The following is a 25,647-nucleotide window of genomic DNA, read 5'->3' on the forward strand; positions in this document are numbered from 1 at the left end:
GTATAAAAATTACAGATTATTGACAAAATAAACCTAAAAACACAAGTTTTGTATAGGTTTTACTGGATTCCCGGTTTCGCGGGAATGACATATAAAGATTATCTAAGAAAATACTACTCGCTCCACTGCATCTACGCTATGTTGCACTAAATCCTTAGCAATTTCTTTAGTAATCATCTTTTTTAGACCGTTTTTAAGTTCTTGTCTAACACATCCAAGCATTTGCGGTTCTGCTACAATAATCAATTCCTTATATTTAGCGTGATCAGCAGTAGTTACTTTCTCTAAATGTTTAATAACGCTCCTTGCTGCTTCTTTATGTGCTATATCTTTTAGCGAAGTATGCGGCTCAAACAACGAAGCCGGTGTAGATTTATTTTGGTAAAGGCTTTGTCTTTTTTCTCTATGGTGGTGATGCTCCTCTAAATCCAAAGATAATTTTAAAGGTGTATTAGTAGTAATTTTAACTCCTTGAGCGTCGTAAAGCATCATTTGCTTACTATCGATAACCGCAATTAATTTTAACGCTGTTGTCCTTACCATAAATACCTCCATAAAAACTAAGTTGTAATTTTATGATAATACTAATTATTTTTAAAACCTAATATTAATTTAATAATTTTTGCTTTTCACTGTTAATAATTTGCTCAACCTTGTCATTAAGTATACGTACGTCTGTTTGCTCTATTTCTTCTTTTTCTATTACACCTATAATCTTTATCTTTATAGTTCCAGATTGCTTAAACCAAAAACCTCTAGGCCAAAATAAACCGGCATTATGAGCTATCATCACAATTGGAACTTTAGTAATTGAAGCAAGCTTTACGGCACTTGGTTTAAATTTTACCGTTCTATCAGGCGGAACTTTAGTTGATTCCGGAAATATTATTAACCATAATCCTTCTTTTATTTTTTCCTGACCTTCTCTTAAAATCTGAGCAACCGAGCTATTAGTACCACGGTCAACCGCAATAGGTTTAACCATCCGAAGTCCCCAACCAAGCAGGGGTATATTAAATAATTCACGCTTTAATACCCAAGAATGTTTAGGAATAATCAGTTGCATAAACATTTGATCCCAAAAGGATTGGTGATTAGACACGACGATTGCAATAGTCTTCGGTAATTTCTCAAGCCCCTCTACTTCATATTTTAAACCGCAACAAATTTTTGCAAGCCACACAAAAGCATAAGAAAAGATAATGGCAATTCTATATCTTATGTGATAGTTGACATTGAAAAATGTTACTGGTATGTAACATATAAGAAAAAAAATAAATGTAAATAACGATAATAATCCGTAAAATGATAAAATTCTTAAACGCCACAGCATAATTATTAAGATAATTATATTAATTAAAATGGTATTTATAACATAATTTTACAATGAGTAAAATAAAAAGGTATTAAATGAAAAAAACTGTTCTTTCCGGTGTGCAAGCAACCGGTTCTTTACATCTCGGTAACTATCTTGGTGCAATTAAAAACTGGGTTAAAATGCAGGAAGAATATAATTGTTTTTTCTTCTTAGCAGATTTGCATGCTATCACGGTTGATATTAAGCCATCAGAACTTAACAATTCAATTATGGAGGTGCTTGCTGTTTATTTAGCAGCAGGGCTTAACCCCGACAAAGTAACGATTTTTGCCCAAAGTATGGTGAAAGAGCATACTGAACTTGCTTGGCTACTAAATTGCGTTACACCGCTTGGATGGTTAAAGCGCATGACACAATTTAAAGATAAAGCAGGTAGCGATCAAGAAAAGGCTTGTCTTGGGTTATTTTCCTATCCGGTACTTATGGCAGCGGATATCTTAATATATAAAGCCGATATAGTGCCTGTAGGTGAGGATCAGAAACAGCATTTAGAACTAACAAGAGATATTGCAGGGGTAATAAATAGAAAATTTAACAAAGAAATTCTAAAAGTTCCTGAGGTGTTAATTAGTGAAACAGGCACAAGAATCATGAGCTTACGGGATGGATTAAAGAAAATGAGTAAATCTGATATTTCGGATTTTTCCCGTATCAATTTAAAAGACAATAACGATCTTATTCATCAAAAAATAAAAAAAGCCAAAACCGATCATTTAAGTTTTGTTAGCTATGATCAAGAAACAAGACCGGAAATTAGTAATTTATTAGATATTTATAGCAGTTTATCCGAAGAAAGCTTGGAAAAAATAATCGGTAATTATCAAAACCAAGGTTTCGCAAAATTTAAAGAAGATTTGGCAGAAATTATTATTACAAATCTACAACCGATACGTAATAAATATTTAGAATTAATGAATGATAAAGAATATTTATTAAAAATACTGCACAAAGGAGCAGAAAAAGCAAGAATTAGAGCTTCTGAAACGGTTAATGAAGTGAAAGAACAATTCGGATTTGTAATTTAGATTCATATATTGCAAGATTTCCCTTGAAATATATAAGATTATTTGGTATGAATCTTCTTGGATAGGTGGCCGAGTGGTTTAAGGCACTAGTCTTGAAAACTGGCGTACGGGCAACCGTACCGTGGGTTCGAATCCCACCCTATCCGCCAACTTAGTTTATAGTATTATACCATTTTATTTGCTTTATAGTGCTTAGTATATTTATCTAGTAAAATCCTAATCATTTTTTGATAAGGCATATGTGCAGTTGCTGCTTCTGATTTAAAAAATTCTACGCTCTCTTTACTTAAAGAAATGGTTACTTTTACTGAATCATCTTTTAATAAACCGTTCTCTAGGATGTGGTAAGAAATCTTTTACTATTTTTACTTCCCCTATTTCCCCATCAGTGTATTTTATCTCTTGCTCATAAATTCTCTTACCTTTACACCAGTATCCTGCTCCAAAAATGCTTATATGATTACCTCGGAACATAAAACGGACTGTTAAATATTACCATCAACTTTACCTAAACAAAAATATCTTTTTTCTGTAACACTATGGTCTACATCTTGAAGGATTATCCTTTTGATATCTAGAAAAGCTTTTTGAGCTTCATAAAAGCTTACGTTATGCTACCCAATATTAATTTTATTTAATAATACTTAGCTCTATACTAAATGTCCATATATGTAATTTAAAATCACTATCTTTACTAAATTCTAATAGACCTTCTAAATGATTTTTTTGTATAGAAGAAGCAATTTTAACTTCAAATGCATCATTATTTTGAAATATAAAATCAACCTCATATCCTGCTTTAGTACGCCAATAAAATAATTCATCTCTTTTGTTGTTTAAATATTTATAAGCTATTAATTCTAAGAATACATAATGCTCAAAAGATTTACCAGCATCAAACCCTGTTATTTCCTGATATTCATATTTCCTTAGGTAATTTGCTAAGTGCGGTATCGAAAAGGTAAAATTTAGGCATTCCCGTAATAATTTGCCTTTTGTTAAGTGATCTATACGGATAAAGATGATATCCTAAATACATATCTTCTAATATTTCAAGATATGTTCTAACGGTTTTTGCATCAACACTGCAATCTCTTGCTATATTACTATAATTTATCATCTCATCGTTTGAAATGCCTATAATCTCTAGAAACCTTGCAAGTGCTTCGCGTTTTCTTAAATTTGCTTCACAAACTGTACTTCAGGTAAAATATAGTCATATAAATAGGACGCAAGATATTTATGAATCTTTTTTGATGCAATATAATGATCAGGTATTAGTCCATGATTAAAAATTTTATGCCAATCAAACTCTTTTATCTCAGAAGATCATAGAGCAGCAAAAACATATATCTCCAAGCTCTTCTGCCAAGTAAATTGCTACCTGTTGATTTTAAGCGCCTAGTACTGGAGCAGCAAAGGATCAATTGTAAAGATTTATTAGATTCTATTAAATAATGAACCTTATCTAACAGTAAGGAAATTTTTTGCACCTCATCAATAATAATAGTTGAGATGCCGTCTTTTGACTTAAACTCTTCTCTTAAACGTTCAGGATTTTGAAAGTAAACTTTATAGATATCAGCTTGTAATAAATCTATATATATCCGGAAAACGTTGTTGCAGATATGTTGACTTACCAGTTTTACGTGTTCCCCACAAAAAACAGGACTGTCCTTTTGGTAATTCTAAGTCTAAAAATCTTTGTATATTGTCATGATAATATCTTACAAATTTAGATATTTTAGGAGTATATTCCCTAAATAGCTATTTATCTAGTTGATTTAAGAGGTTATCTGTAAATAAATTGTAATTAGCAAGTAAAGAGCTTTTTTAGCAAAAATTGATAAGATTTTTGATAGGGTGTTATTCATATCTCAAAAAAATCTTATAATTTGCAGCAAAAAAGAATTAAATTATCGATTAAAATTTATTTACAGATAGCTTCCAACATCATTTTAGCGGCTTTTATGCCTGCTTCTGTTGAAGTTTTTATATTGGTAGTTTCGGTATGGAAAGTTATTTTACTGCCGTCAAGGTTACCGAGCATAAAATTGGTTTGTATATTAGACACCTTCCCAAACTCTACTTCTAGGGGTAATTTGTACGTCAATCCGGTACTCACATCTGTGCGATTGCTTTTGTACGCTGCGGTGGCAAGTGCTTCTGTGTTTCCTTCAAATACCTCCCTATAAGCGAGTTTGGAAAGATGTCTAGGATTTGCATCTAGATATTGTGAATAAGCAGCAATCGGGGTGCGGCAATTAGCATCTAGATACTCTAAAAATGCTCTTTCGGGTTTTATGAGTTCAAAAGTGGGAAGATGATTAATTTGATTGCATATCTCAAGCATAGCATTATCATCTTTTCTAATCTCAACTGCAATGACTCCCTGCCCTATACACGGTAACATCTGTGAATACTCTATCAAATGGCAATACTCCGGATTAAACACCTCTAACCTTTTAAGACCTGTATATGCTAAAATTGTTGCGTCAACTTCGCCGGTCATTAGCTTTTTTATTCTTGAATCAACATTCCCTCTAAAAACCGTTACCTTTAAATCCGGTCTTATTTTTTGGATAAATGCTTTTCTTCGTACTGCCGAGCTACCTATTACGGCATTTTGCGGCAGCTCTTCTATAGATTTATATTTTAGACAAACAAAAACATCTCTGGGGTCTTCACGCTCTAAAACAGCAGCTATTACTAGCGGTTCAGGTATTCTACCCGGTACATCTTTTAAAGAATGAACAGCTAAGTCAATTTTTTTATCAAGCAAGGCTTGCTCTATTTCCTTTAAAAATAAAGCTTTACCGCCTATATCGTATAATGGTTTATTTTGGATTAAATCCCCACTAGTAATAATCGGCACTATTTCACAATTGATATCAGGAAAAAATTGTTTGATTTGCTGAATAACTAAATTAGTGTGTATTAAAGCAAGTGGACTTTTTCTTGTACCTATTCTGATAGAATTTGTCATTTGTTTTCTATTATTTCAAAAGGGCTAGTAAAACTTAAAACATTACTGTTTATAATTACTTCATGATTCATAATAACTGGATGATTTACTTCTCCATGCCCTATGCCTGCTGCTTTATAAGTTCCAATATTTTGAATATGATTTAAACAAAAACTTTTTATAGCTTGTTCTACAAACTCATCCCCTTTAGTAAAATCACCAAAGATTACTGCCTTTATGCATTCAAATATACCGGTATTTTTTAATTGAACTAGATTACGATGTACGGCATAGGCTTTTTCATTAACGTCTTCAAGCAATAGAATTTTATTGTCATCCCCGTGAAAACGGGGATCCAGTATTATTTTTTCTGGATTCCCGCTTCTGCGGGAATGACATAAAGAAGCATAGGAATGAGAATGAATTTGCAAACCAGTACTAATCAATTTAGTTAAAACCGTTAAATTCCCGCCTGTTATTGTACCTGTTATATTTTCCTCACTAATTTTCTTTATAGGTATAAGTTGTATTTCACTCTTTTCTCCTTTAAGAACATTTATTATAGGCATAATATCCTGATTAGTAGGCGGTAGTAACGAAGTTAAAACTGAACCGTGAATAGTTGGGATATTATAATGGTTATTTAGTAATAAATGCAAAACGGTAATATCGCTATAGCCTATCAGGACTTTATCCCCTTTTTGTGCTATATTAAAACAATCTTCTACAAATTCACTGCATCCATATCCGCCACGAAAAGCCCAAATTATTTTAACCTGTTCATTTTCCATAGCTTCTTTAAACATTCTCAACCTTTCCTCTTTAGAAGCAGCGAAAAAAGGCAATGCATCACCTGAAAAAATCTTATCATCTACTAAAGTTTTAAAACCATGCAACGCTAGTATTTTAATAGCTTCCTTTAATTTATCTTGTGCATCTAGACAGCTTGACGCCGGTGCTATAATTGATATAAAATCTCGTTGTTTATTAAAAATAATTTTTTTCATAATATTTTATTATTCCCTCACTACAATAGCTGATAGCATTTATTATTAGATTATCGAATGTGTGTTTAATATAATGAGGATCACAGTTAAAATTGAAAAGAATATAATTATTACATTCTTTTCAATATCAGATACAAAATTTAAGATTTTGCCGTTTAGATATAATTTCTTACATATTTTAATCCTTTCATGTAGCAATTCGCTTAAGTTTATATCTTTTTTATTGAGTGCATAATTAAGACTGGATAATTTTGAAAAATCTAGAATATTATTTATCAAGCTATTTAATTTAATAGAGCTTTTAGCTATAATCTCTAATGTATTGCGACGCTGATCTTCATTAAATTTATCATAATTAGCCCATAAGGTTTCACCACAAGGCTAATAATACCGGTTAGCGGCGTATTGATTTCATGGTTTATATTACGTAAGAACTCATGTTTCAAATCAAGTAACTTCTCTAATTCCTGCTCTCTATAATTAACTCTATTACCTAAAGGAGTATTTTTTAGGTTAACTAATTTTTCTTGCTCCTGCCTTGGTTTTAAGCATACTATTAAAAGGCTACTAAATAAGGTTAGGAATATACTACTTTGAATTGAAAACTATCTATGCTAATTAATAACTTCTCATCCATAAAATATTTATAAAGCTCTATACTAGCAAACGTAACGGTCATAAGTAGTAAAGTAGCTTGCCACCTGAATATCGTTGCAATTATGCAGTTGATCAAAACTACTTGATATAACAAGTAAACTACCGAAAAATATTAATATAACGAAAGTAGCCACAAACCCAGATAAAGATATAATATAATTCTTTTGAAACTTTAAAGACCATAAAGGATAAGTAATTAATATTGCAGCAGTTATAAGTGTGGTATGGTAAATAATATTATATATCTCCAAATGGTTCATTATTCTGCTACCTGATGTGATATATAAAGATGAGAACATCGATATTAAAATAAATATACCGACATAACTATAAGTAATTTCTTGATTTGGTAGGGTACTTTCCCAATATTTAAAGATGTTAAAATTCTTAAGATCACGAAATAAAGTCAAACCTTTTCTTTCTCTCTCTTGCCTGATTATTTTAACGGTTAGCGGCTCTTTTAAAGAACTAAACCCTCCGGGTTGCTTTAAAATATAATGGCTTCCAAGGAAAAAGAGTAAATTTACAATAGTTGCGGGTAGTATCGGATAAATACCTAGAACTGCTCTTGAAGAAAATATTTGCCACAATATAATAGTTAATATTGCAGTAATCATACCGATAAAAAAACTTTTGGCACTTGATTTAAAACCGTATATTAACAAAATTAACGGCAAAGTGATTAGCGGTAAATAGATGCTAGTCAATAATAAAAATAGATTTATTAAATCTTTAATGTAGAGCGATATAACAAAACCTATTAATCCTATAGTAATTGCGGTTATATAATTATAATTTAATGAAGCTTTTTTAATTATGTCATTAGTAAAAGTTACCACTGCAACGTTAATATAAGAGTGTGTACTTGCGATTATCATTGCCATAATAACGCCGACTATTAACCCCTTAAATCCTATATAACTTTTAATGATCCGTAAAAACAATTCATTGGTGTTAACTACCGGATCTTGAGACAATAATAATATTGCAATCCAAATGAATAAAACGGATAAAAAAAGACAAATAACTGCCGAAATAAAAAATGTTCGTGATATTTGCCTTGTGTCTTCTGCCATCAATATTCTTTGAAAAATTGAAGGACCAAGTGACGGAATCACAAAATATATAAAAATATTTAAAGAAATCCAAAATTTAGGACTAGTATAGTGAAACAATCCTTGTAAATCAGTAAGACGAGTTTGTACATTTGAGCCTATAACTATATACAGATCACTAAAAACATTCCATACGACAATTCCTATTACTGGAATAATTGCACTATAAGTAAAAAACTGTACGGCTTCGGTAAAAGTAACCGATTTTACACCGCCAAAAGCAGAATAGCTTATTATTACAGTGGCAATACATAAATCTATGTAAAAATTTGAAATGTTAAAGAATAGCTGTAATATTAAACTTGCTACGTGGAATTGCATGGCAATCCTACCTATAGACATTAATATACTAACTATCGACGTAAGAATACGAACTTTGTTACCATACGCCTCCCCTATTATTTCTGCTACCGATAAGCTACCCAAAAAATTCTCAAAACGAGGAGCTATAAAGTCACTAATTAATAACCAACTAACAACGCTACCGAATATACTAGGTAATAAGTACAATAATCCGTCCGTATATATTCTTGAATTATCGATTAAAAAAGTACTAGTAACGATCCAAGTAGCAATAAGAGTTGCGACTATTGTACCTGTAGAAAAATTCCTTGTTCCTATCGCATATTCGCAAATATTTTTTATATTTGTGATATTTAGAAGTCCAACTAGCAAATTAATCGCTAAAAAGCTAGTAAAAATAAGGAGATCTATATTTGGCATAGAGTTAAGTTATAGGGATTTTCTATGCAAATAATAATAAAGATAAAAAAAGAAACAAACAATATTTTTGTGGAGTTAAAAAAGTATGTCATTCCTACGAATACACATGGGTGTCATAAGACTCGATGTCATTCCCGCGTAGGCGGGAATCCAGTACTTCAAAACTTTTTATAAAAGATTTTTTTAAAGCTCGCTTTATGCTGAAATTCCTGCTTCTGCGGACATGACATAAACTAGCCATGCAATAAGGCCGCTTTTAGCTAGGAATGACATACAAGACTCATTTTTATTCATAAAGATTAAACTTCTACTGCCCTAACCTAATGATGCTACAGTATAATCGTTATTATACCAAGTTGTGTACTCATCAAGTGTATTATGACAATCATTGTCATCAACTATAGCTGTTTTTTTCTCTTCTCATACATCTGCTGCAGTGTTTATTACCTACCATCTTGATACTTGGATCAAACGGTGGCTTGTTTTCTTTATTTAATAATGCTTTTAGAGTTGGCAGTTTTGAGTTGCTAGCATTATACTTTTGAATTGTTTAAAAATAATCTATGGCTAGGAGTAGCTGCATCTTAAGTACACTCAAGATACATTACCGCCATTTTTTATTAAAGTTTCTACGATTTTAGTAGCGTTATAATCGCTATACCAATCAAGTGGTGTTTTACCACTCTTATCATAGAAATTTACATCAGGTTTTGTATGCGTATTTTTATGCATTTTTCTAAGAATTCGGCTCCAAATTCACCAAACCATGCTATTGCATTAGAATTCAATTGATCCATAATGTTAGGATTAAATCCTTGCTGTTTTACTATTTTTTCTATTATAGGCTCAGCTAAAGATTTCAGTTCTTTAAAATTGTTGATTAACAATGTTTTTTCTTGACCGGATGCTTTTGCAATATCTTGTTTAATAGCCCATATTATATTACCAAGCGTAGCAATCATATTATTACCGCCGGTAGAATTTTCAAGGTTACAATTTCCTAATGTTTTTTCTACTAATTCCTTTACATTCATTATTAAAGTTTTAAAACCTGCTTGAGCTAAATATTTATGACCGTTATAAGACATTTTAGATATTGTATTTTGTATTTGTAAAGTACCGGTAGCTAATAAATTTAATATATTATTTGCTTCAAGCGAAGGATTAACACCAAATTTAACTAGATTCTCAATTATTTTATAAGATTTATCCATTTGAGTTTGAAATACACTTATATTTTGATTACTCGGATTATTAGTAATAAGCTGATATTTATTGTAGAATATAAAGCAATATGATTATCTTGACCAAGATCATTAATATCTAAATCTAATTGTGTAAATTTTTCAATTTGTGTCTTACGGAAATCATCAGAAATATGCGACTCCATAGCAACACAGAAAAAATTATGAATTTGTGCTTTCTCAGTTGAAACAAATTTTGCCATAAGTGCAGGGTTATGATGAAATACATCAATAACATTGGAGCTATTACTCCAAATACCCCATTCAAGTATAGTATTACCGTTTGTATCTTTCTTATCCCAATTATTGTCAGGGATGAGGATCATTTTGTTTAATATCTGTACAGCAATATTTTCTAAAACATTTTTAACATTCTGATCTTATTGTTGAGGTATTAAACTACAAAGAGCTTCAAAAATATTAAGTTTGTTGTTAACATTAGTTCTGTTTAATATAGCCGGTATTAATTATATGTTTCCTGAAGTTAATAATTGAAAAGGTGTATACATAAAAGTCTCCAATTTATATTAATTTTTTATAAAAAATACCATGAAATATGGTTTGTGTCTTTTGTATCTATTTATAATTATAATAATACATGAAAACTTGATAAATGTCAAGTAATTATTAAAAAATAAACTATTATTTAATACCAAGGTGCGAGAGATAAGTTGATTTTAATCCCTTTAACGGTAACATCAGCTTCTTTATCGGCAAGATATTTTTCTTCTCTGATTAAGGCAATTGCTTTATTGTGATAACTTGAGCATATTACGCCAATTTTATTGTTATCTGCGAGTATTTCTTCATCTTTAACTAATGAAGATAAATCTTCATCTGCTGTAATTTTATATATCTTTCTTCTTATAACTCCTTGATATTTAGTCCTTGAAATCACTTCCTGCCCAACATAACAACCTTTATCAAAACTAATTGCATTTAACTCCTCAGCACCATACATATTTGGAATAGATTTATCTGTGATTAAATCTTCCACACCATCTATTATTGCAAAATTATATTTATCTTCTAGGTATATTGGATTCCCGTTTTCGCAGGGAGATGTTTTTGAGGAGGACGGTTCCCCCTCTGTCACCCTGTGGCTTAACCACGGGGTCCAGTCTTTTTTAATTATTGTCTGGATACCGCACAGCGGTATGACATCGAGCTTATTTATTGAGCGGAAACCAAGCTTAGCATAACGAGGATCACGAACCGTAATTAGCGAGTCTATATCTAATTTTTGAAGTGAGTAGATAACTTTATATTCGTTACTACAATCTATTACTTGTATTTTTGAGCGAAATTTATAGAAGTTTAAATACTTTATCAAAGCAGCTTTATTACTTTTATCAATATCAAGGTAAATTTCCTCAGGGTTATGAACATACACGAAAAAATCAAATAAATATCTTCCTTGATTATTAAGCAAATAAGTATAGCAATAATTATAGTCAATTAATTTGGACTCGCCTACTGCGTTACTCATCGTCTTGCCTATTATTATAGGCTTCGCTCCTCGCTCCTTGTATCCGAATTCAACTGAATTGACTATACTCTTACAAATATCGTTAGTAATGAGATTTTGTAGGAACTTTACGGAATCGAAACCTATTATTTTGATCACGTCTCTATTACTTAATATTTCATACATAATTATAATATTATTGACTTTATAGGTTCCTAACTACTATACTCTAAATTTATATAAATTAAACGTAATAATCATGAGATGTTCATCTTACTGTACTGCTTCCGAATATAAGATGAGTGATCTAGTTACTAATTTAAAAAAGATTGGTCTTGAACCTCAACATTTTGATGATGTTTTATATATTCGGAAAGAGATAAATAAAGATTCTGATTTTATAGAGATATTTTTCTTTCCGTTTGGTTGTGTAACTATTTGGGGCGGCGATGAAATTCAAGAAAAAATAGTTTTAAGCGATACTGATTTAGTACCAGTAAATAAGCTTAAAGAGCCGGTATCCGATTATATTTATTTTGAATATAATACGGAAGTCAAGAAAACATTTATTGATGAAGAAAAAAATAAAATAATCTTAGCAGATAAATCAGTTTTTGTTAAACTTTCTATTTCCCATGCTCTTGCACAATCGGTTAAACTTAGCGTTCTTGAGCAATCTGTTAGTAACTTGATTGTTCAGACAACCCCTATACAACAGGAACTAGCTAGAACCGGTAGCGTATCGCTTTCTAAAAAGGAGATATTACAGCAAATAGGTATATTATTTAACGAGCGTTATTCAATCAGTTTGCATAGCGATATATTCGATACTCCAGAATTTTTTTGGCGTCGTCCGAGTTATGAGCCTCTATATCTCATGACAGCAGAGTTTCAAGACATAGAAATACGGCAAAATATAATGAATCATCGTCTTAATATGATTCACGAACTTTTAAACATTCTTTCAAACGATCTTAATTATAAACATTCCACCAAACTTGAGTGGATTATTATTATTTTAATCGGTCTTGAAGTGGTTCTGTCGTTATCTCATACTAATCTTTTCTTAAAAATTATCGGAGCTTTATAAATAGCTTCTATGCAAATTATCGATAATCAAAAAACATTAGAAGAATTTTGTAACCGGTTAGCAAATAAGGCATGCTTAAGCATAGATACGGAATTTGAGCGTCGCTATACTTATTATGCTCAGCTTAGTATAATTCAAGTTAAAGCAGAAGAATATTGCGGAATAATTGATGCATTAAGCAATTTAGATCTGAATATTTTTAATAAGCTGCTTGCAGATAATAATATTACTAAAATATTTCATGCTCCTCGTGAAGATTTAGAGATTTTCTATAATTTATTTAACACACTACCTGCTAATGTTTTTGATATACAAATTGCAGCAAATATTTGCGGATTCGGTAAACAGCTAAGCTATGATGACCTTTGCTATAAGCTAATCGGTATTACTATCGATAAAACCCACCAAAAATCTAACTGGCTAAAACGCCCTATTACTAGTGATATGTTAAATTATGCAATGTTAGACGTGGAGTATTTGTATAAGATATATAAAGAGATAAATAATATAATTGTTAGAAATAATTTAACTAATAAATATCAAACTACTCTTAGTGCTTTATTAGATGTTAGAAATTATAAGGTTGAGCCGAAAGATGCTTGGAAAAAAATAAAATATGGAAGTGATGATAAGAGTTTTAATCACAAAATTCAAATGCTTGCAGCTTATCGTGAAGAGAATGCACAAACTATAAATATTCCTCGTAAGCATTTTATTTTAGATGAAGATTTAATAAAGCTTAGTAAATACCCGCCATTGAATCACAAGGATTTTAAAAATCTAAATTTAAAAAGCAAATATTTACACAAACAAAAATATAAAGATGAAATAATAAGTTTGTGTAATAACTTATAAGACAAAAGCTATAAATCAAATAACTTGTAGCCTATTATAAATAGAAAAAAATTAGCCAACTAATGTAACTTGTATCTCACTATCTTGTACTACTTTGACATATTCGTTGTATACATAATCAGGCAAGTTACTAAATGCCTGGGCTATGATAAGTGTCCCTACTCCTACTAATGCTAATTGAAAGCAAATATCTCCAGTCTGAGTATCGCCGGATATTTGCCCTGTTTCTAGCCAATCTCCAACTGCTTGTGCAAAAAAAGCAAAAGGTACACCGATCAATACGACAATTTTTTTATTATATCAACCATTTTACCCTAAGTTGATTTTTATAATAATATATAAATGAATATTTTATACAATAAAAAGTTAAGGTTATTATACCGAAATCATAAATTTAAGCTTACGATCATGAGATTCAATCCAAAAATTATCTATTAATTGTTCTTTTAAACAAACTCCGGCGGTTAATATATTTCGGTTATTATTAAGATATCGGTCAAAATGTCCTTGGCCGTATCCAAGTCTATAACCCTCCTTACTAAACGCAAGTCCTGGGATAATAACTAACTCAGGAATAAAAAAATCATTATTTATAGGTTCATAGGTTTTAAAAGCCCCTAAAGCCAATTGATCGTTATAATGATAAGAACAATATTTTATCTCATTTTTTATGATTTTCGGTAGGAAGAATCTTATTTCAGGATGTAAGTTTGTTATTTCAAGTAAGTTAATTTCGTATTTTAGAGGAAAGTAAAGTCCTACTGTCTTTACTTTTAACTCCTGTAATAACCGGCTAATTTTATTGATTAGAGAATTTTTGACTAAATCGGAATTAATCTTATCTTGGTTTTGTATTAAAAATTCTTTGAAATAAAGACGCAGCTCTTGTTTGGTCATAAATATCCTTAAATTCGTCATTGCGAGCGACTGAAGGCCTTATGGTATGGCTTGCTTCATCTCTGTCATCCCACGACTTGTTCGTGGGATCTTAAAAATACTAATATTATTAGTATTTTGAGTGGTTTTACTGGATACCGTGGTCAAGCCACGGTATGACACCAAACTGGTTTTTCAAGCCATGCAACAACGCTGCGACTGCAAGGAGCGTGGCAATCTCATAAAGCAGGACGCTTGAGATTGCTTAGTCAAAACTTACAGTTTTTCCTTGCAATGACGTAGAAATATATCACATATTAATAGTCCTCTTATCTACACTAAGTGCTGCCTCTTTTATAGCCTCGCTTAAAGTTGGGTGAGCGTGGCAGGTTCTTGCTATATCTTCTGAAGCTGCTCCGAATTCCATATAAGCCGTAAGCGCGGCAATTAATGTACCTGCATCAGCTCCTATAATATGAGCTCCTAAAACCCTATCGGTTTTACTATCGGCAAGGATCTTAACCATACCTTCCGTACTACCGATTGCTCTTGCTCTACTATTTGCTAAAAACGGAAACTTACCGACTTTATAATTAATGCCTTTTTCTTTTAGCTGTTCTTCCGTTTCACCGACGCTTGCTACTTCAGGATAAGTATATATTACGCTTGGAATTAAGTTATAGTTAACATGTCCTGCCTGCCCTGCCATAATTTCTACGGCAGCTACAGCCTCTTCCTCGGCTTTATGAGCAAGCATAGCTCCTTTTACCACATCACCGACTGCATAAATATTTGAAATTGCTGTTTGAAACCGGTCATTAATCTCAATGCTACCTTGCTTATCCGTAATAATACCGACAGACTCAAGCCCTAGATTTTGCGTATAGGCTTTTCTGCCTACCGCCATCAACACAACATCGCTTGTTACTACTGAACTCTTACCGTCCTCCTCTATTGTTAGATTTACTTTTCCTGACTTTACTTCAGCAGATAGCACTTTAGTATTCAGTTTAAACTCTATACCTTGTTTTTGCTGTAGTTTCATAAATTGTGTAGCAATTTCTTTATCAAGCATAGGTACAATGCTCGGTGCATACTCAATAACCGTTACTTTAGCTCCCAAACGACGCCAAACTGAACCAAGTTCTAAGCCTATATACCCTCCGCCAACTACTATTAAGTTCTCAGGTACTTTAGAAAGTTTCAAAGCACCGGTAGATGAAACAATAAATTCTTCGTCTATTTTGATATTCGGTATTTCTATGATGCTGGAACCTGTAGTAATTAGGATATTTTTGGCTTTAATTTGCTCTTTATTTACTTCAACTATATTACTAGAGCTAATTTTAGCTTCACCTTTTATCCTAGTAACTTTGTTTTTGGCAAAGAGACTTTCTATACCTTGTGTGAGATCAAGAACTACTTTATCTTTATTAGCTAGCATTTTTTGTAAATCTAGTTTTACATCCGCAATAATACCTATATTCTCAAAATGTTTTAGAGCTGCTTCATATTTTTCGGAAGAATTCAGTAAAACTTTCGATGGTATGCATCCTATATTTAAACAAGTGCCGCCAAGAGTATCGCTTTTCTCAATACACGCTACTTTCATACCAAGTTGAGCAGCCCTAATACTGCCTGTATAACCGGCTGGACCGCTACCTATTACCACTAAATCAAATTCTTGCATATTTGTTTGACCTTAATAAATTGTTGGATCGTCATTGCAAGCAGCCATAGGCTGCGTGGCAATCTTGTCAAATATCCTGAGATTGCTTTGTCAATTACTTACATAATTTCCTCGCAATGATGTAATACTGCTAAAATACACCACTATCACCTTTATAACAACTTTAATCTTATACTATTCTTATGTGGTGAAGCAATAAAACTAATTAAATTAATATTATCTTCAAAGCCGTTTGTATAATTTTGTAGTAAAGAAAACATCTTTTTAGAAATAGCATAATTATGACTAGCATTTAGTGAATTTGCCTCACCTATATTTTTTATTTCTCTCATTAAAGCTAAAGGATTATCAAATTTTAGCTCTATATTTTCATAGTCAACAATTACTGCGGCAAATCTTGCTTGCGAAAATAAAATTGGAACATGATCAAAATGAATAAAAGGAGCAATATGAGGAGAGTGTTTAAAATCACTTGCTATTTCAGCATCTATTAAGGATTTACGTAAATTCTTTAAGCTATTTCCTCCGACAAAATTACCGATAAAAATACCGTCAGACTTTAAAAATATTCTTATATTAGATAAAAAGCGTTGTACATCATTTATCCAGTGTAACCCTAATGAATAAATAATTAAATCAAAAGAGTCTTTTGGCAATGCTAAATCTTCATCATCGATTAATAATTTATGATTATGCTCAAAAGAATCAAGCAATAAAGGCGACATATCTGTTACGGTAATATCGGCACTTCGATAAGCATTTGTTAGTAAGCTCGTAAGATAACCGCATTTAGCCGATATTTCTAGAATATCCGAAAAATCCTTATCAATCATCCCTAATCGACTTATTATATCATTAGCTGCATGCTTGATAAATAAGCTGTTACTTATCGCCTCTACTGCATTATTTCGGTAATTTTTTAGCTTGAGTCTGTTGAATATATAATCCTCTCCTATCTTGAATTTTCTCTCCTAAAATTGTTGGTTGCGGTCGAGAAATAAAACCCCCTAAAAAATCTCCTAGCAAACTATTTTGAACAAGTTCTCTCTATCTTGCAGTGCGAATATCATCCCCTTTAATTCTATCTAGCCCTTCAAAATTCTCCTGAATATCTACAATTATAGGTTTCGTATTGTTATTATTAGGTGATAAAGGTTCTAAACTCAACAGGCTTTTTTCTGTAGGATTTAAATCCGAAGTTAGATCAAAATGCTCTAAGTAGACAGGTTTTAGTTGTTTATCATTACTAGAAACTTTTTTTCTTTCTATCACTGAAACATTGTTCTCGGTCTTATTAGATTCTCCTAGAGATTTATAACTACTTATACACAACAATACTAATATAAATTTCTTTAACATAAATAACCCTGTATATTAACAGTTAATATAAATTAAATAATATATGTATCAAGTACTGAAATAAATTAAGGAAATTATATACTTGTATAACCTATATTTTCTTTTTATTTACCCAAGATGTAAATTCAGACATACTAAACACTTCTATTAAATTACTGCCAACTTGATCCTTGAAACATTTCAAGGCTTCTTTTTTATATCCATCACCATCAATTATTATTATAGTATCATAAATTCCTTGTTTTTTTATGTTTAGCACAAGATAAGTATATTGTTCATCAACCGATCCTCCTGATTGTTGCCACTGAGATTCTATAACTAGGCAATTAGGGTGACGTTCTGGATGATATAATATAAAATCGCTATCTGAATTTGAAATAAAATATACACCTTTCTTATTTAATGCTATGCATTTTTCATAAAGCTTAACCTGATCTGCCTCTGTAAAGCCAAGCTTTGTATATTTTGTAAATGAAGTATTATTAATAGGTTGATATGGCGGGTCTATATAAACGAAATCTTTAGGCTTAGGCGAAATATTGCTGAAATCCTGACATATTATTTCAGCATTTTGTAAAGCTTTACTACACACAAGTATGTTATCCTTATCAAAAATATTAGGATTCATATAAGCTCCCATCGGGACGTTGCACTCTCCTTTGCTATTTACTCTATAAAGACCATTATAACAAGTCTTGTTAAGGTATATGAAACGTGTTGCTATCTCAATAGGGTTATCACTATTTGCGTTCTTTCTAACAGCATAGTAATAATCTTGAGAGTGATTAGCTTTATGCTTAGCTAACAGCTCAATTAATGCTCGAGCTTCATCCTTAACTGCCTTGTATGAAATCTAAGTTTATATCTGATATAATAACTTTGTCTGGAACGAGTGCAAAAAAAAGTACTCCTCCTAAAGGCTCATAATGATTATTGTACTAGCAGGTAAGCGTAAGCACAACTCTTTGATAAGGCTTCTTTTTCCCCTGCCCATTTTATAAACGGTTTAGGGATTTTGTCTTCTGCAATCTCTGGAGAATTAATTTTTAACGGAGCTTGACCTATCATTGCTAAAACCTCGTTAAAAGATAATTCTCCGTTTTTAACTACTTTGAGTTTCATACCGACCTACCAAGGCTTTATAAAAAAAATAATTACCTGTATTTAAAAGTATAGCATTAAACATATTGCTTACATTATAGTTTTTATGGTTGCACCTAAATACAAACTCGTTTAAATATCTCTCTATGTGTTTTTTTCTAATAGAACAAGAGAGTCCGATTATACCACGCTTAAACAACGCCCAAAAGCTTTCTATCGTGTTTGTGGACACAGACTCTCTTATATATTTACCTAAGTCGTGATTTATATATTCATGATTATATAACTTTTCTAATACCTTGTAAGCTCCCCATTTATCAGATAAAATAGTTGACCCTATTAGAATATTATTTATTGCAATTTTTTCTATGGTCTTTGAATTAACCTTTGTTATAACTTGAGCCTTAGCGTTACCGTTTCTCTCTATCATGCCGATTACAACGGTTTTTGTCTTTGTGCTGCAACCTTGTGTACTTTTAGTTTTTTTATTTTGATGTTTGTTCTTGTCTTTACCACCAATACACGTCTCATCTATTTCTACAGTGCTTTTTAAAGGAATACTAAAACTTTCTAGTTTAGTCACTTCTCTAATCCTATGAAACATAAACCATGCAGTTGTTTGGGTAACATTAATATCTCTTGAAAGCTGTAACGATGATAAACTTTTTTTTGCGTAGTAACTTGCAAAACTGCTGTAAACCATTTCTTTAAAGAAATCTGACTATTTTCAAAAATTGTGCCAACTTTGATACTAAAACGCTTTTTACATGCCTAACATTTGTGATTCGTTCCATCCACATAATGAAAAATCTTTTGGTTGCCGCAATACGGACAATAAGCTCCGTTAGCCCAACGTATATCAGTAAAATAATTATGCACTTTTGTTCAGTAGGTAATGTTTCGAATAAATCAACAACACTTTTAAAATCTAACACTTAACTATACTAACACAATTTTATATAAAATTATCGAAACAATTTAGGTTATACAAGATATATAGTTGCCTTAATTAATTATTTCTAAAGATATTATCTTCGTATTTTTTTCTATAATATATTTTGTAATTCTCATTTCTTATATCATTAAACCATTGGTCTTGTTGTTTTTTAATATAATAATTTAGGGAATTAGATTTACTTTTACTAGTTTGAAAATTATCTTCACAAAATTTTAAAAAACCTGATATTAAAGTTTCTACTCCATTAGTCTCAGATTTTTTCTCAAGAAATTGCATAGAAAAATTAGTAGGATTATTATGTTTTAAATAAAATTGTTTATATTTCTCACGAATTTTATTTTCTTTTTTTATTTGTTGTTCTGAAAAAGATAATTTTTCCTCTAATAATTTATGAATTTCGGTACAATCGCTCCAAGGTAATTCTATTATTAATTGCTCTTCCTGATATTCAAAATTATCTTGAATATTGTTAAAATCGGCATTTACTTTTACCGCACTTACTAATATTAAAAAACATGTAATTAATTTAATATTCATAGAATTAATTAATTTTAGCAGGAACCTGTATCATAATACTACTTCTGTATCTTTTATTACCACTAAAAAGTGATTTTTTTTGAACTTTGTTATTATTTACTGGAATTGTATCTTCTAAAGCCCCTTCATTATTATTTAGATAACTATGTAAGGATGCTTTATAAAGAGCCATATTACTTGCTATTTTAACTACATCTTGTTTATATTTAAACCCTAAAGAATGTGTAGCCGAATGATAATGAGCTATCGCCTTGTGCCAGCTCCCTAGCTGATCATATTTTGAACGCAAAAATTCTGCACCGTAACGAATGTTATTATTTGGATCAAATGCCTGTTCAAGAGAATTAAAAGCCCCTAAATGATGCCTTAAGTTAATCTGCATGCATCCGACATCAATACTCTCTCGCCCTTTTATAAGCTCTACTCTAACAAACCTTACGGCTTCTCTTTTTGTGTTAAAATAATAGCCTTTTCCTTCAACATTTACTGTCCAAGGCCATACTACTCTAATTTTACGGGTTGTATGTTTTTTTCCCGATTCTTTTAAAGCTATTGAATGTAACGTATTAGATGGGATATTAAATTTTTTTTCAAAGTAAGGAAAAAGTTTTGAACATTTAAAGGATTCAGCTATTTCAGGATCGGCAATAGCCGGCTTAGAGAAGAGGATAAAGGATAATAATAGGAGTAGTATGGTTTTAACGTCATCGAGAGGAAAATTACAGAGTAATTGACGAAGCAGTCCAGTAAAAAATTCTGATTTACAGAATTTTTTTATTGTTTTGCTGGATTGCCACGCTCCTTGTAGTCGCTCGCAATAACAATTTTGGCATAATTCCCAAACCATACCGACAACGCTAAAATAACTTGAGTTACAATAAGATAAACTAGCCTACCATAACTTATCTTATGAAGCAAGGGAAGTTATAGAATTTAAGAGGTAAGGATTTAATATCAATCCCAAGCAGCATCATTAGTGTTTTGAGGATTACCTAATATATCGGGTACCATATCCAACAAATTATTAATATCGCCTCCTGTCGCTTGCAAAAGATTACTTACTTGTGTTACAAAGTCTTCAGCAGTGCTACCTTGAGTATCTTGAGGATTAGTAGTCCCATCTAAAACTTGAACTCCGGCATTAAATTAATGTTACTAAATCCTTAGCTTGCATACCTAAAATAGTACCTTCTGTACCGCTCTCTCCTCTATTAGAACTAGTAGAAGATTGTATATGTGGTATTTCCTCTCTGTTAGCGTGAGCAGTTGCTTGATGAACCAAAGCTGCAAGTTGTTGATCGTTAAGATTATTTTGTTCCTTTGACATTTCTGGAGATATAGTAGAATCATCCTCAGATAGATCAATTAGATCTTTTGCTTGCAATATAGAGCTTGTATCCACACTATAGCTTAAAGCTTAACATTGAAAAATCATCATCTTTAATTACGCTTTCATACCATTTTTTATGTTCGTTAGCTGCATGTTTTGCATTTTCATTATTTTTATAATTATTTGGAATAGCGTATAAGCCGTATTCTCCTTTATCTGCTTCGTCTATTATGATTTTAGCTATCTTCAGTTCATCTATACTTAAGTCAATATTTTGTTTCACTTTGTTTAAAAGAAGTTTCAGTATCTGATCGCCTTGTGCTGCCCCTTTATTATTTTCCCAGCCTCTTATTAAACTACAATAATCTATACCTGATGTTTTAGCATGCTCTAATACTGCTTTTATAGCTTTCCATTGATTATTAGCTTTTTCATTTTCACCTTGCTGCTCATCTTTAATAGCATTCTCAGCCCATTTAGCAAGTTGAGCATATGATGCTAGCTCCCCTACTGCATTAAATATGGATATATGTTTACCTGGATAATCTATAATCTACTTTTGTAATGATTTCAGATAGGTCAAATTTTTGAACTAATTTCGGTAATTCAACAAGAAATTCATCATAATATGGTTTGTTTAAACTCCATTCTCTTCCATTGTGCTTGATTTCATTTATAGTTTCTTGAGTATGGTATTTTTTAAATACTTTAAATTGTTAGGTCCTGTACACTTTTGATTAATGATTATAATTTTGAGATATTTTTTAGCAAAAATTAATAAGATTTTTGCAGAAATAGTTATTCATATTTCAAAAAAATCTTATAATTTGCAACTAAAAATGGCCATAATTATGATTATTCTATTACAAGAGTACAGAACCTAATTGACTGATTAAATAAAAATGTTTATTATCAATCCAAATTAAATGTAAAAGTATATTTTATGAAAGTTGTTAGCTCATTAAAATCGTTAAAAAAACGTGATAAAGATTGTCAGATCGTTAAAAGAAGAGGCAAAATTTTTGTAATAAATAAAAAGAATAAAAGATTTAAAGCAAAACAAGGTTAATTAATCGTTTTTGGAGAAAAAAAATATACTCGATGAACTTGAAAAATTAGCTACGTCGTCTTTATAAGTCCTCGGATGCTGAGTGTTTATTATATGCTCCGCTCCTCGGTTTGCAGACTTCTTGCTCTTTTTCCAGTTGATCTTCGTATATTACTTTTCATTTTACTTCAGAGTATATAATACTACTTTTGAAAGAAAAGAAATAAATATGGCCGGTCATTCAAAGTTCAAAAATATTCAGCATCGTAAAGGGGCTCAAGATAAAAAAAGAGCAAAAGTTTTCACTAAATTAATTCGTGAAATAGTTACTGCAGCTAAAACCGGTTCTTCTAATAACCCTGAAAATAATCCACGTCTTAGAAATGCTTTAACCGCTGCACGTAGTCAAAATCTCCCTAAAGAAAGAATAGATAAAGCTATTAATAGTGCTAATGATTCTTCTAATAACGAAAATTATACGGAAATTAGATATGAAGGTTATGCACCGAATGGTATTGCTATAATAGTTGAAGTTTTAACCGATAATAAAAACCGCACTGCTGCAGAAGTACGCTCTAGTTTTACTAAATATGGTGGGAGTTTAGGCGAAACCGGTAGTGTCAATTATTTATTCAACCATTGCGGAGTTATTCAGTATCCAATAAATATAGCATCTAATGAAGATGTTTTAGAGGCAGTCATAGAAGCCGGGGGGCATGATATTATATCCGATGATACCACCCATACAATCTATACGGATATTGAAAATTTCTCTAAAGTTCTAGCATTTTTAACTGGCAAATACGGCATACCTGAAGATTCGTATATAGGCTGGATCCCATTAAATACAATAATTATAGATGATAAGGAAAAAGCCGAAAAATTACTAAAGCTTGTGGAAGTTTTAGAAGAAAGCGATGATGTGCAAAGAGTTTTTGGGAATTATGAGTTATCTGATGATGTTTACGAAATAATACAAGGAGAACCATGACTTATAACGATGCAAATTATCAAATAATTATTTTAGCAGCCGGTAAAGGTACTAGAATGGAGTCCGATTTACCGAAAGTAATGCATAAAGTCGGTGGAGTTCCAATGCTTGAAACGGTATTAAAGAATTCGCTTAACGTTACAAATGATGTAATTATAGTGTATTCAGAAGAACTTAAAAAACATTTAACGCCCTATGCAAATATGTGTCGCTTTGTACTGCAAGAAGAACCTAAAGGCACAGCTCATGCTACTTATGCAGCAATAGATTTAATTAATAAAAATAAAACAATATTAGTTTTATACGCTGATCATCCTCTTATTACTCCAAAACTTATGCATGAATTAATAGCTTATTTAAGCCTTACTAATTCTGCATTAGTGACTTTAAGCTTTGAGAGAGCAAATCCGGTTCAATATGGGAGAATAGCTACTGATAAAAATGGTGAATTTTTAGAGATAATCGAACATAAAAATGCAAGCGCAGAAGAGAAAAACATAAAGCTTTGTAATTCAGGTATTATGGCTTTCAGTAGCGAAATTTTAAATAAATACTTACCTTTATTTGCTACTAATACTAACGGTCATAAGGAAGTTTATTTAACTGAAATAGTAAAAATATGTAAAAATCACGGTGAAAAAGTTTCATATTTATTATCTACTGATCATGATTTAATTGTTGGTGTTAATACTAAAAATGAGCTAGAAGAAGCTAATAATATTTTTTCTCAGAATAAGTCTTAGCTTTGTCGTATGGATACCCGAGTCGTCATTGCAAGCGACTAAGGGCTTTGTGGCATAGATTGTTTTATGTCATTCCTGCGAGAAACCGGGAATCCAGTAAAACCTATAAAAAACTTGTTTTTATAGGTTTATTTTTTGGGATCCTCGCTTCCCACTGGGATGATATCGAGTAGGCTTTTTACTCTATGCAACAACATCAATACCTTGTGAGAATGACATAGGAGGAAGCCATACAAGCAATGCTAAAAATTTGGGAGAGATGGCCGAGTGGTTTAAGGCGCACGCCTGGAAAGCGTGTTCACGGCAACGTGTCGGGGGTTCGAATCCCCCTCTCTCCGCCAGCTCAGTTTATGGTATACTCGTATGATTTCAAGAATTGAATTTGTTATCAAATGGTGAGTGTGTACAGTTTATACTTAATAAGTGAGTACGTAAATTCATGCAAATAACAAAGAGCAATTCTTAAAAGCAGAAGAGTATGTTATGCTCGTTTATTTTCTTTATAATACTTAGTATATTTATCTAGTAAAGGAACATGTGCAGTTGCTGCTTCTGATTTAAAAAGTTCTACGCTCTCTTTACTTAAAGAAATGGTTACTTTTACTGAATCATCTTTTAATAAAAGTTCTCTAGGGTGCGGCAAGAAATCTTTTACTATTTTTACTTCCCCTATTTCCCCATCAGTGTATTTTATTCTCTTGCTCATATTCTCTTACCTTTGCACCAGTATCCTGCTCTAAAAATTCTTATATGATTATCTCGGAATGTAAAACGGACTGTTAAAATATTACCATCAACTTTACCTAAACAAAAATATCTTTTTTCTGTAATACTAACTTACCATGCTCTAGTCTGGACAGTTAGCCAATTTTTGTAGTTTATCGAACCGGAAAGCCAAATAGTAATCAAGGTTTCCACTGTCGAGTATTTAAAAGTTTCATATGCATTTGTTATTACATTTATAAAGTCTAAAAGCTTTTTACAAAGCTTATCGTTTACTAATTACCTCATATTGATAGTCTTTTAATTTCTATTTTTACTTTTATAATAAAAATAGTTGTATATTTATATTGTTTTTTTATTACAACTGCAATTTTATAAGTTACAATTATATACCTAAGAATCAATTAATTTATATTAAGTTATGGCGCATAAAGATTTATCACATTTAACAGAAGAACAAATCAAAGATTTAATAAAACGTTATTATAACTATGAGAAAATAGCTAATTTATTAGAAGAATTTAATGTTAATGTATCTTCCCAATAGTTTAGTTAGTTTATTGCCGCTTGTTACGCATCATAAATTATTCTGTAAATACTACCGAGATACAAATTGAGTTATTAAGCTAAAGAGTAGAAATTATTATAGCTATGTTTATGGAGAAACGAGTTTTGCTCTATTGGGTCCTATATGTAATCATAACAATAACTCTAGTTGTTCATGTGATAATTGTAAGAGAAATCTATAAAACAGCAAAAACAAA

At 31.3% G+C, this 25,647-nt stretch carries 30 protein-coding genes, 2 tRNA genes and 4 pseudogenes; 9 read left to right on the plus strand and 27 right to left on the minus strand.

Annotated features, from left to right (window positions below; genetic code table 11):
* Nucleotides 1–102 precede the first annotated feature (102 nt).
* Complete coding sequence (locus RAF_RS03855; RefSeq protein WP_041472025.1) at nt 103–543, minus strand: host attachment protein; 441 nt, start codon at nt 541–543, stop codon at nt 103–105.
* A gap of 64 nt (nt 544–607) precedes the next feature.
* Nucleotides 608–1,333 (minus strand): lysophospholipid acyltransferase family protein, encoded by a 726-nt coding sequence (locus RAF_RS03860; RefSeq protein ID WP_012719784.1) that lies wholly within the window; start codon nt 1,331–1,333, stop codon nt 608–610.
* Nucleotides 1,334–1,410: 77 nt separating this feature from the next.
* Here RAF_RS03860 and trpS point away from each other — a divergent pair, with 77 nt between their 5' ends.
* Nucleotides 1,411–2,403, plus strand: coding sequence for a tryptophan--tRNA ligase (gene trpS, locus RAF_RS03865; protein ID WP_012719785.1), 993 nt, complete (start codon nt 1,411–1,413; stop codon nt 2,401–2,403).
* A 59-nt stretch (nt 2,404–2,462) separates the two neighbouring features.
* Nucleotides 2,463–2,552 (plus strand) — tRNA-Ser (locus RAF_RS03870).
* Nucleotides 2,553–2,567: 15 nt separating this feature from the next.
* Here the strand turns inward: RAF_RS03870 and RAF_RS09885 are convergent.
* The 10 genes and pseudogenes from RAF_RS09885 to RAF_RS03915 all read right to left on the minus strand — a co-directional run bounded on the left by RAF_RS09885 (nt 2,568) and on the right by RAF_RS03915 (nt 11,768).
* Nucleotides 2,568–2,877, minus strand: a pseudogene (locus RAF_RS09885) (hypothetical protein).
* 156 nt (nt 2,878–3,033) lie between these two features.
* Nucleotides 3,034–3,426, minus strand: a complete 393-nt coding sequence (locus RAF_RS07875) for a DUF4143 domain-containing protein (RefSeq protein WP_410524339.1) — start codon at nt 3,424–3,426, stop codon at nt 3,034–3,036.
* Nucleotides 3,323–3,538 (minus strand): DUF4143 domain-containing protein, encoded by a 216-nt coding sequence (locus tag RAF_RS03880; protein WP_410524340.1) that lies wholly within the window; start codon nt 3,536–3,538, stop codon nt 3,323–3,325. Before RAF_RS03880 ends, RAF_RS07875 begins: the two co-directional genes overlap by 104 nt.
* Before the next feature lie 181 nt (nt 3,539–3,719).
* Nucleotides 3,720–4,046 carry an AAA family ATPase gene (locus RAF_RS07880; protein ID WP_083762106.1) on the minus strand — a complete coding sequence of 109 codons (327 nt, stop codon included), beginning with the start codon at nt 4,044–4,046 and terminating at the stop codon, nt 3,720–3,722.
* Between the two features lie 287 nt (nt 4,047–4,333).
* Nucleotides 4,334–5,389: a hydroxymethylbilane synthase gene (gene hemC / locus RAF_RS03885; RefSeq protein ID WP_012719787.1), complete on the minus strand. Its 1,056-nt coding sequence runs from the start codon at nt 5,387–5,389 to the stop codon at nt 4,334–4,336.
* Nucleotides 5,386–6,375, minus strand: coding sequence for an LD-carboxypeptidase (locus RAF_RS03890; protein ID WP_012719788.1), 990 nt, complete (start codon nt 6,373–6,375; stop codon nt 5,386–5,388). Before RAF_RS03890 ends, hemC begins: the two co-directional genes overlap by 4 nt.
* Nucleotides 6,356–8,870 (minus strand): annotated as a pseudogene (locus RAF_RS03895) (sodium:solute symporter family transporter). Before RAF_RS03895 ends, RAF_RS03890 begins: the two are co-directional and overlap by 20 nt.
* A 698-nt stretch (nt 8,871–9,568) precedes the next feature.
* Nucleotides 9,569–10,084 carry a hypothetical protein gene (locus tag RAF_RS03905; RefSeq protein ID WP_012719790.1) on the minus strand — a complete coding sequence of 172 codons (516 nt, stop codon included), beginning with the start codon at nt 10,082–10,084 and terminating at the stop codon, nt 9,569–9,571.
* Between the two features lie 17 nt (nt 10,085–10,101).
* Nucleotides 10,102–10,440: a hypothetical protein gene (locus RAF_RS03910; protein WP_012719791.1), complete on the minus strand. Its 339-nt coding sequence runs from the start codon at nt 10,438–10,440 to the stop codon at nt 10,102–10,104.
* Between the two features lie 320 nt (nt 10,441–10,760).
* A complete protein-coding gene (locus RAF_RS03915; protein WP_012719792.1) occupies nt 10,761–11,768 on the minus strand; it encodes a YgfZ/GcvT domain-containing protein in 1,008 nt (335 codons plus the stop codon).
* A 112-nt stretch (nt 11,769–11,880) separates the two neighbouring features.
* Here RAF_RS03915 and RAF_RS03920 point away from each other — a divergent pair, with 112 nt between their 5' ends.
* Both RAF_RS03920 and RAF_RS03925 read left to right on the plus strand, forming a co-directional pair.
* Nucleotides 11,881–12,672, plus strand: a complete 792-nt coding sequence (locus RAF_RS03920; protein WP_014410794.1) for an RMD1 family protein — start codon at nt 11,881–11,883, stop codon at nt 12,670–12,672.
* 9 nt (nt 12,673–12,681) lie between these two features.
* Complete coding sequence (locus tag RAF_RS03925; protein ID WP_012719794.1) at nt 12,682–13,527, plus strand: ribonuclease D; 846 nt, start codon at nt 12,682–12,684, stop codon at nt 13,525–13,527.
* Nucleotides 13,528–13,578: 51 nt separating this feature from the next.
* Here the strand turns inward: RAF_RS03925 and RAF_RS03930 are convergent, their stop codons facing one another.
* The 14 genes and pseudogenes from RAF_RS03930 to RAF_RS03985 all read right to left on the minus strand — a co-directional run bounded on the left by RAF_RS03930 (nt 13,579) and on the right by RAF_RS03985 (nt 21,661).
* The gene (locus RAF_RS03930) at nt 13,579–13,806 is read right to left on the minus strand and encodes a hypothetical protein (RefSeq protein ID WP_004998256.1); all 228 of its coding nucleotides are present in this window, start codon (nt 13,804–13,806) and stop codon (nt 13,579–13,581) included.
* Nucleotides 13,807–13,902: 96 nt separating this feature from the next.
* Nucleotides 13,903–14,424: a 5-formyltetrahydrofolate cyclo-ligase gene (locus tag RAF_RS03935; RefSeq protein WP_041471883.1), complete on the minus strand. Its 522-nt coding sequence runs from the start codon at nt 14,422–14,424 to the stop codon at nt 13,903–13,905.
* 28 nt (nt 14,425–14,452) lie between these two features.
* Nucleotides 14,453–14,611, minus strand: a pseudogene (locus tag RAF_RS10765) (MFS transporter); the annotation flags it as partial.
* 102 nt (nt 14,612–14,713) lie between these two features.
* On the minus strand, nt 14,714–16,093 hold the full coding sequence (gene lpdA, locus RAF_RS03940; RefSeq protein ID WP_012719796.1) for a dihydrolipoyl dehydrogenase: 1,380 nt from the start codon (nt 16,091–16,093) through the stop codon (nt 14,714–14,716).
* 152 nt (nt 16,094–16,245) lie between these two features.
* Nucleotides 16,246–16,965, minus strand: a complete 720-nt coding sequence (locus RAF_RS03945) for a methyltransferase domain-containing protein (RefSeq protein ID WP_268738942.1) — start codon at nt 16,963–16,965, stop codon at nt 16,246–16,248.
* A 31-nt stretch (nt 16,966–16,996) separates the two neighbouring features.
* Nucleotides 16,997–17,452: pseudogene (locus RAF_RS03950) on the minus strand (hypothetical protein).
* Nucleotides 17,453–17,543: 91 nt separating this feature from the next.
* Nucleotides 17,544–18,305: a Dam family site-specific DNA-(adenine-N6)-methyltransferase gene (locus RAF_RS03955; RefSeq protein WP_083762108.1), complete on the minus strand. Its 762-nt coding sequence runs from the start codon at nt 18,303–18,305 to the stop codon at nt 17,544–17,546.
* A 77-nt stretch (nt 18,306–18,382) separates the two neighbouring features.
* Complete coding sequence (locus RAF_RS03960) at nt 18,383–18,574, minus strand: hypothetical protein (RefSeq protein ID WP_148206967.1); 192 nt, start codon at nt 18,572–18,574, stop codon at nt 18,383–18,385.
* A complete protein-coding gene (locus tag RAF_RS03965) occupies nt 18,555–19,256 on the minus strand; it encodes an IS1595 family transposase (protein ID WP_012719800.1) in 702 nt (233 codons plus the stop codon). Before RAF_RS03965 ends, RAF_RS03960 begins: the two co-directional genes overlap by 20 nt.
* Before the next feature lie 68 nt (nt 19,257–19,324).
* Nucleotides 19,325–19,432, minus strand: coding sequence for a transposase (locus tag RAF_RS10770; protein WP_146709197.1), 108 nt, complete (start codon nt 19,430–19,432; stop codon nt 19,325–19,327).
* A gap of 130 nt (nt 19,433–19,562) precedes the next feature.
* Nucleotides 19,563–20,048, minus strand: coding sequence for a DUF2532 domain-containing protein (locus RAF_RS03970; RefSeq protein WP_012719801.1), 486 nt, complete (start codon nt 20,046–20,048; stop codon nt 19,563–19,565).
* A gap of 4 nt (nt 20,049–20,052) precedes the next feature.
* On the minus strand, nt 20,053–20,895 hold the full coding sequence (locus RAF_RS03975) for a lytic transglycosylase domain-containing protein (RefSeq protein WP_012719802.1): 843 nt from the start codon (nt 20,893–20,895) through the stop codon (nt 20,053–20,055).
* A 294-nt stretch (nt 20,896–21,189) separates the two neighbouring features.
* On the minus strand, nt 21,190–21,450 hold the full coding sequence (locus RAF_RS03980) for a hypothetical protein (protein WP_012719803.1): 261 nt from the start codon (nt 21,448–21,450) through the stop codon (nt 21,190–21,192).
* 1 nt (nt 21,451) lies between these two features.
* Entirely contained in the window at nt 21,452–21,661 is a 210-nt protein-coding gene (locus tag RAF_RS03985; protein ID WP_004998229.1) for a hypothetical protein, read from the minus strand.
* A 660-nt stretch (nt 21,662–22,321) separates the two neighbouring features.
* Here RAF_RS03985 and ykgO point away from each other — a divergent pair.
* From ykgO to RAF_RS04005, 4 genes are all read left to right on the plus strand, one after another.
* Nucleotides 22,322–22,447: a type B 50S ribosomal protein L36 gene (gene ykgO / locus RAF_RS03990; protein ID WP_004998227.1), complete on the plus strand. Its 126-nt coding sequence runs from the start codon at nt 22,322–22,324 to the stop codon at nt 22,445–22,447.
* Nucleotides 22,448–22,655: 208 nt separating this feature from the next.
* Nucleotides 22,656–23,417, plus strand: coding sequence for a YebC/PmpR family DNA-binding transcriptional regulator (locus RAF_RS03995; protein ID WP_012719804.1), 762 nt, complete (start codon nt 22,656–22,658; stop codon nt 23,415–23,417).
* On the plus strand, nt 23,414–24,160 hold the full coding sequence (locus RAF_RS04000) for a sugar phosphate nucleotidyltransferase (RefSeq protein ID WP_004998219.1): 747 nt from the start codon (nt 23,414–23,416) through the stop codon (nt 24,158–24,160). The genes RAF_RS03995 and RAF_RS04000 overlap by 4 nt, the downstream gene beginning before the upstream one ends.
* Nucleotides 24,161–24,413: 253 nt before the next feature.
* A tRNA-Ser gene (locus tag RAF_RS04005) sits at nt 24,414–24,501 on the plus strand.
* 140 nt (nt 24,502–24,641) lie between these two features.
* Here RAF_RS04005 and RAF_RS09895 read toward each other — a convergent pair.
* A complete protein-coding gene (locus RAF_RS09895; RefSeq protein ID WP_004998215.1) occupies nt 24,642–24,866 on the minus strand; it encodes a hypothetical protein in 225 nt (74 codons plus the stop codon).
* 438 nt (nt 24,867–25,304) lie between these two features.
* Here RAF_RS09895 and RAF_RS10400 point away from each other — a divergent pair, with 438 nt between their 5' ends.
* Nucleotides 25,305–25,430: a hypothetical protein gene (locus RAF_RS10400; RefSeq protein ID WP_268738925.1), complete on the plus strand. Its 126-nt coding sequence runs from the start codon at nt 25,305–25,307 to the stop codon at nt 25,428–25,430.
* Nucleotides 25,431–25,647 lie beyond the last annotated feature (217 nt).

The sequence above is a fragment of the Rickettsia africae ESF-5 genome (assembly GCF_000023005.1).
In the GTDB taxonomy this organism is placed as follows: domain Bacteria; phylum Pseudomonadota; class Alphaproteobacteria; order Rickettsiales; family Rickettsiaceae; genus Rickettsia; species Rickettsia rickettsii.

Coding starts and splice junctions, on each gene's coding strand:
- RAF_RS03960 (WP_148206967.1), bottom strand. CDS start 18,574: ATGAAACTCAAAGTAGTTAAAAACGGAGAATTATCTTTTAACGAGGTT.
- RAF_RS03855 (WP_041472025.1), bottom strand. CDS start 543: ATGGTAAGGACAACAGCGTTAAAATTAATTGCGGTTATCGATAGTAAG.
- RAF_RS03890 (WP_012719788.1), bottom strand. CDS start 6,375: ATGAAAAAAATTATTTTTAATAAACAACGAGATTTTATATCAATTATA.
- RAF_RS03920 (WP_014410794.1), top strand. CDS start 11,881: ATGAGTGATCTAGTTACTAATTTAAAAAAGATTGGTCTTGAACCTCAA.
- RAF_RS03910 (WP_012719791.1), bottom strand. CDS start 10,440: ATGATCCTCATCCCTGACAATAATTGGGATAAGAAAGATACAAACGGT.
- RAF_RS04000 (WP_004998219.1), top strand. CDS start 23,414: ATGACTTATAACGATGCAAATTATCAAATAATTATTTTAGCAGCCGGT.
- RAF_RS09895 (WP_004998215.1), bottom strand. CDS start 24,866: ATGAGCAAGAGAATAAAATACACTGATGGGGAAATAGGGGAAGTAAAA.
- RAF_RS10400 (WP_268738925.1), top strand. CDS start 25,305: ATGGCGCATAAAGATTTATCACATTTAACAGAAGAACAAATCAAAGAT.
- RAF_RS03975 (WP_012719802.1), bottom strand. CDS start 20,895: ATGGTTTGGGAATTATGCCAAAATTGTTATTGCGAGCGACTACAAGGA.
- RAF_RS03925 (WP_012719794.1), top strand. CDS start 12,682: ATGCAAATTATCGATAATCAAAAAACATTAGAAGAATTTTGTAACCGG.
- RAF_RS03860 (WP_012719784.1), bottom strand. CDS start 1,333: ATGCTGTGGCGTTTAAGAATTTTATCATTTTACGGATTATTATCGTTA.
- lpdA (WP_012719796.1), bottom strand. CDS start 16,093: ATGCAAGAATTTGATTTAGTGGTAATAGGTAGCGGTCCAGCCGGTTAT.
- RAF_RS03970 (WP_012719801.1), bottom strand. CDS start 20,048: ATGAATATTAAATTAATTACATGTTTTTTAATATTAGTAAGTGCGGTA.
- RAF_RS03915 (WP_012719792.1), bottom strand. CDS start 11,768: ATGTATGAAATATTAAGTAATAGAGACGTGATCAAAATAATAGGTTTC.
- hemC (WP_012719787.1), bottom strand. CDS start 5,389: ATGACAAATTCTATCAGAATAGGTACAAGAAAAAGTCCACTTGCTTTA.
- RAF_RS03905 (WP_012719790.1), bottom strand. CDS start 10,084: ATGGATAAATCTTATAAAATAATTGAGAATCTAGTTAAATTTGGTGTT.
- RAF_RS03995 (WP_012719804.1), top strand. CDS start 22,656: ATGGCCGGTCATTCAAAGTTCAAAAATATTCAGCATCGTAAAGGGGCT.
- trpS (WP_012719785.1), top strand. CDS start 1,411: ATGAAAAAAACTGTTCTTTCCGGTGTGCAAGCAACCGGTTCTTTACAT.
- RAF_RS03935 (WP_041471883.1), bottom strand. CDS start 14,424: ATGACCAAACAAGAGCTGCGTCTTTATTTCAAAGAATTTTTAATACAA.
- RAF_RS03965 (WP_012719800.1), bottom strand. CDS start 19,256: ATGGTTTACAGCAGTTTTGCAAGTTACTACGCAAAAAAAAGTTTATCA.
- ykgO (WP_004998227.1), top strand. CDS start 22,322: ATGAAAGTTGTTAGCTCATTAAAATCGTTAAAAAAACGTGATAAAGAT.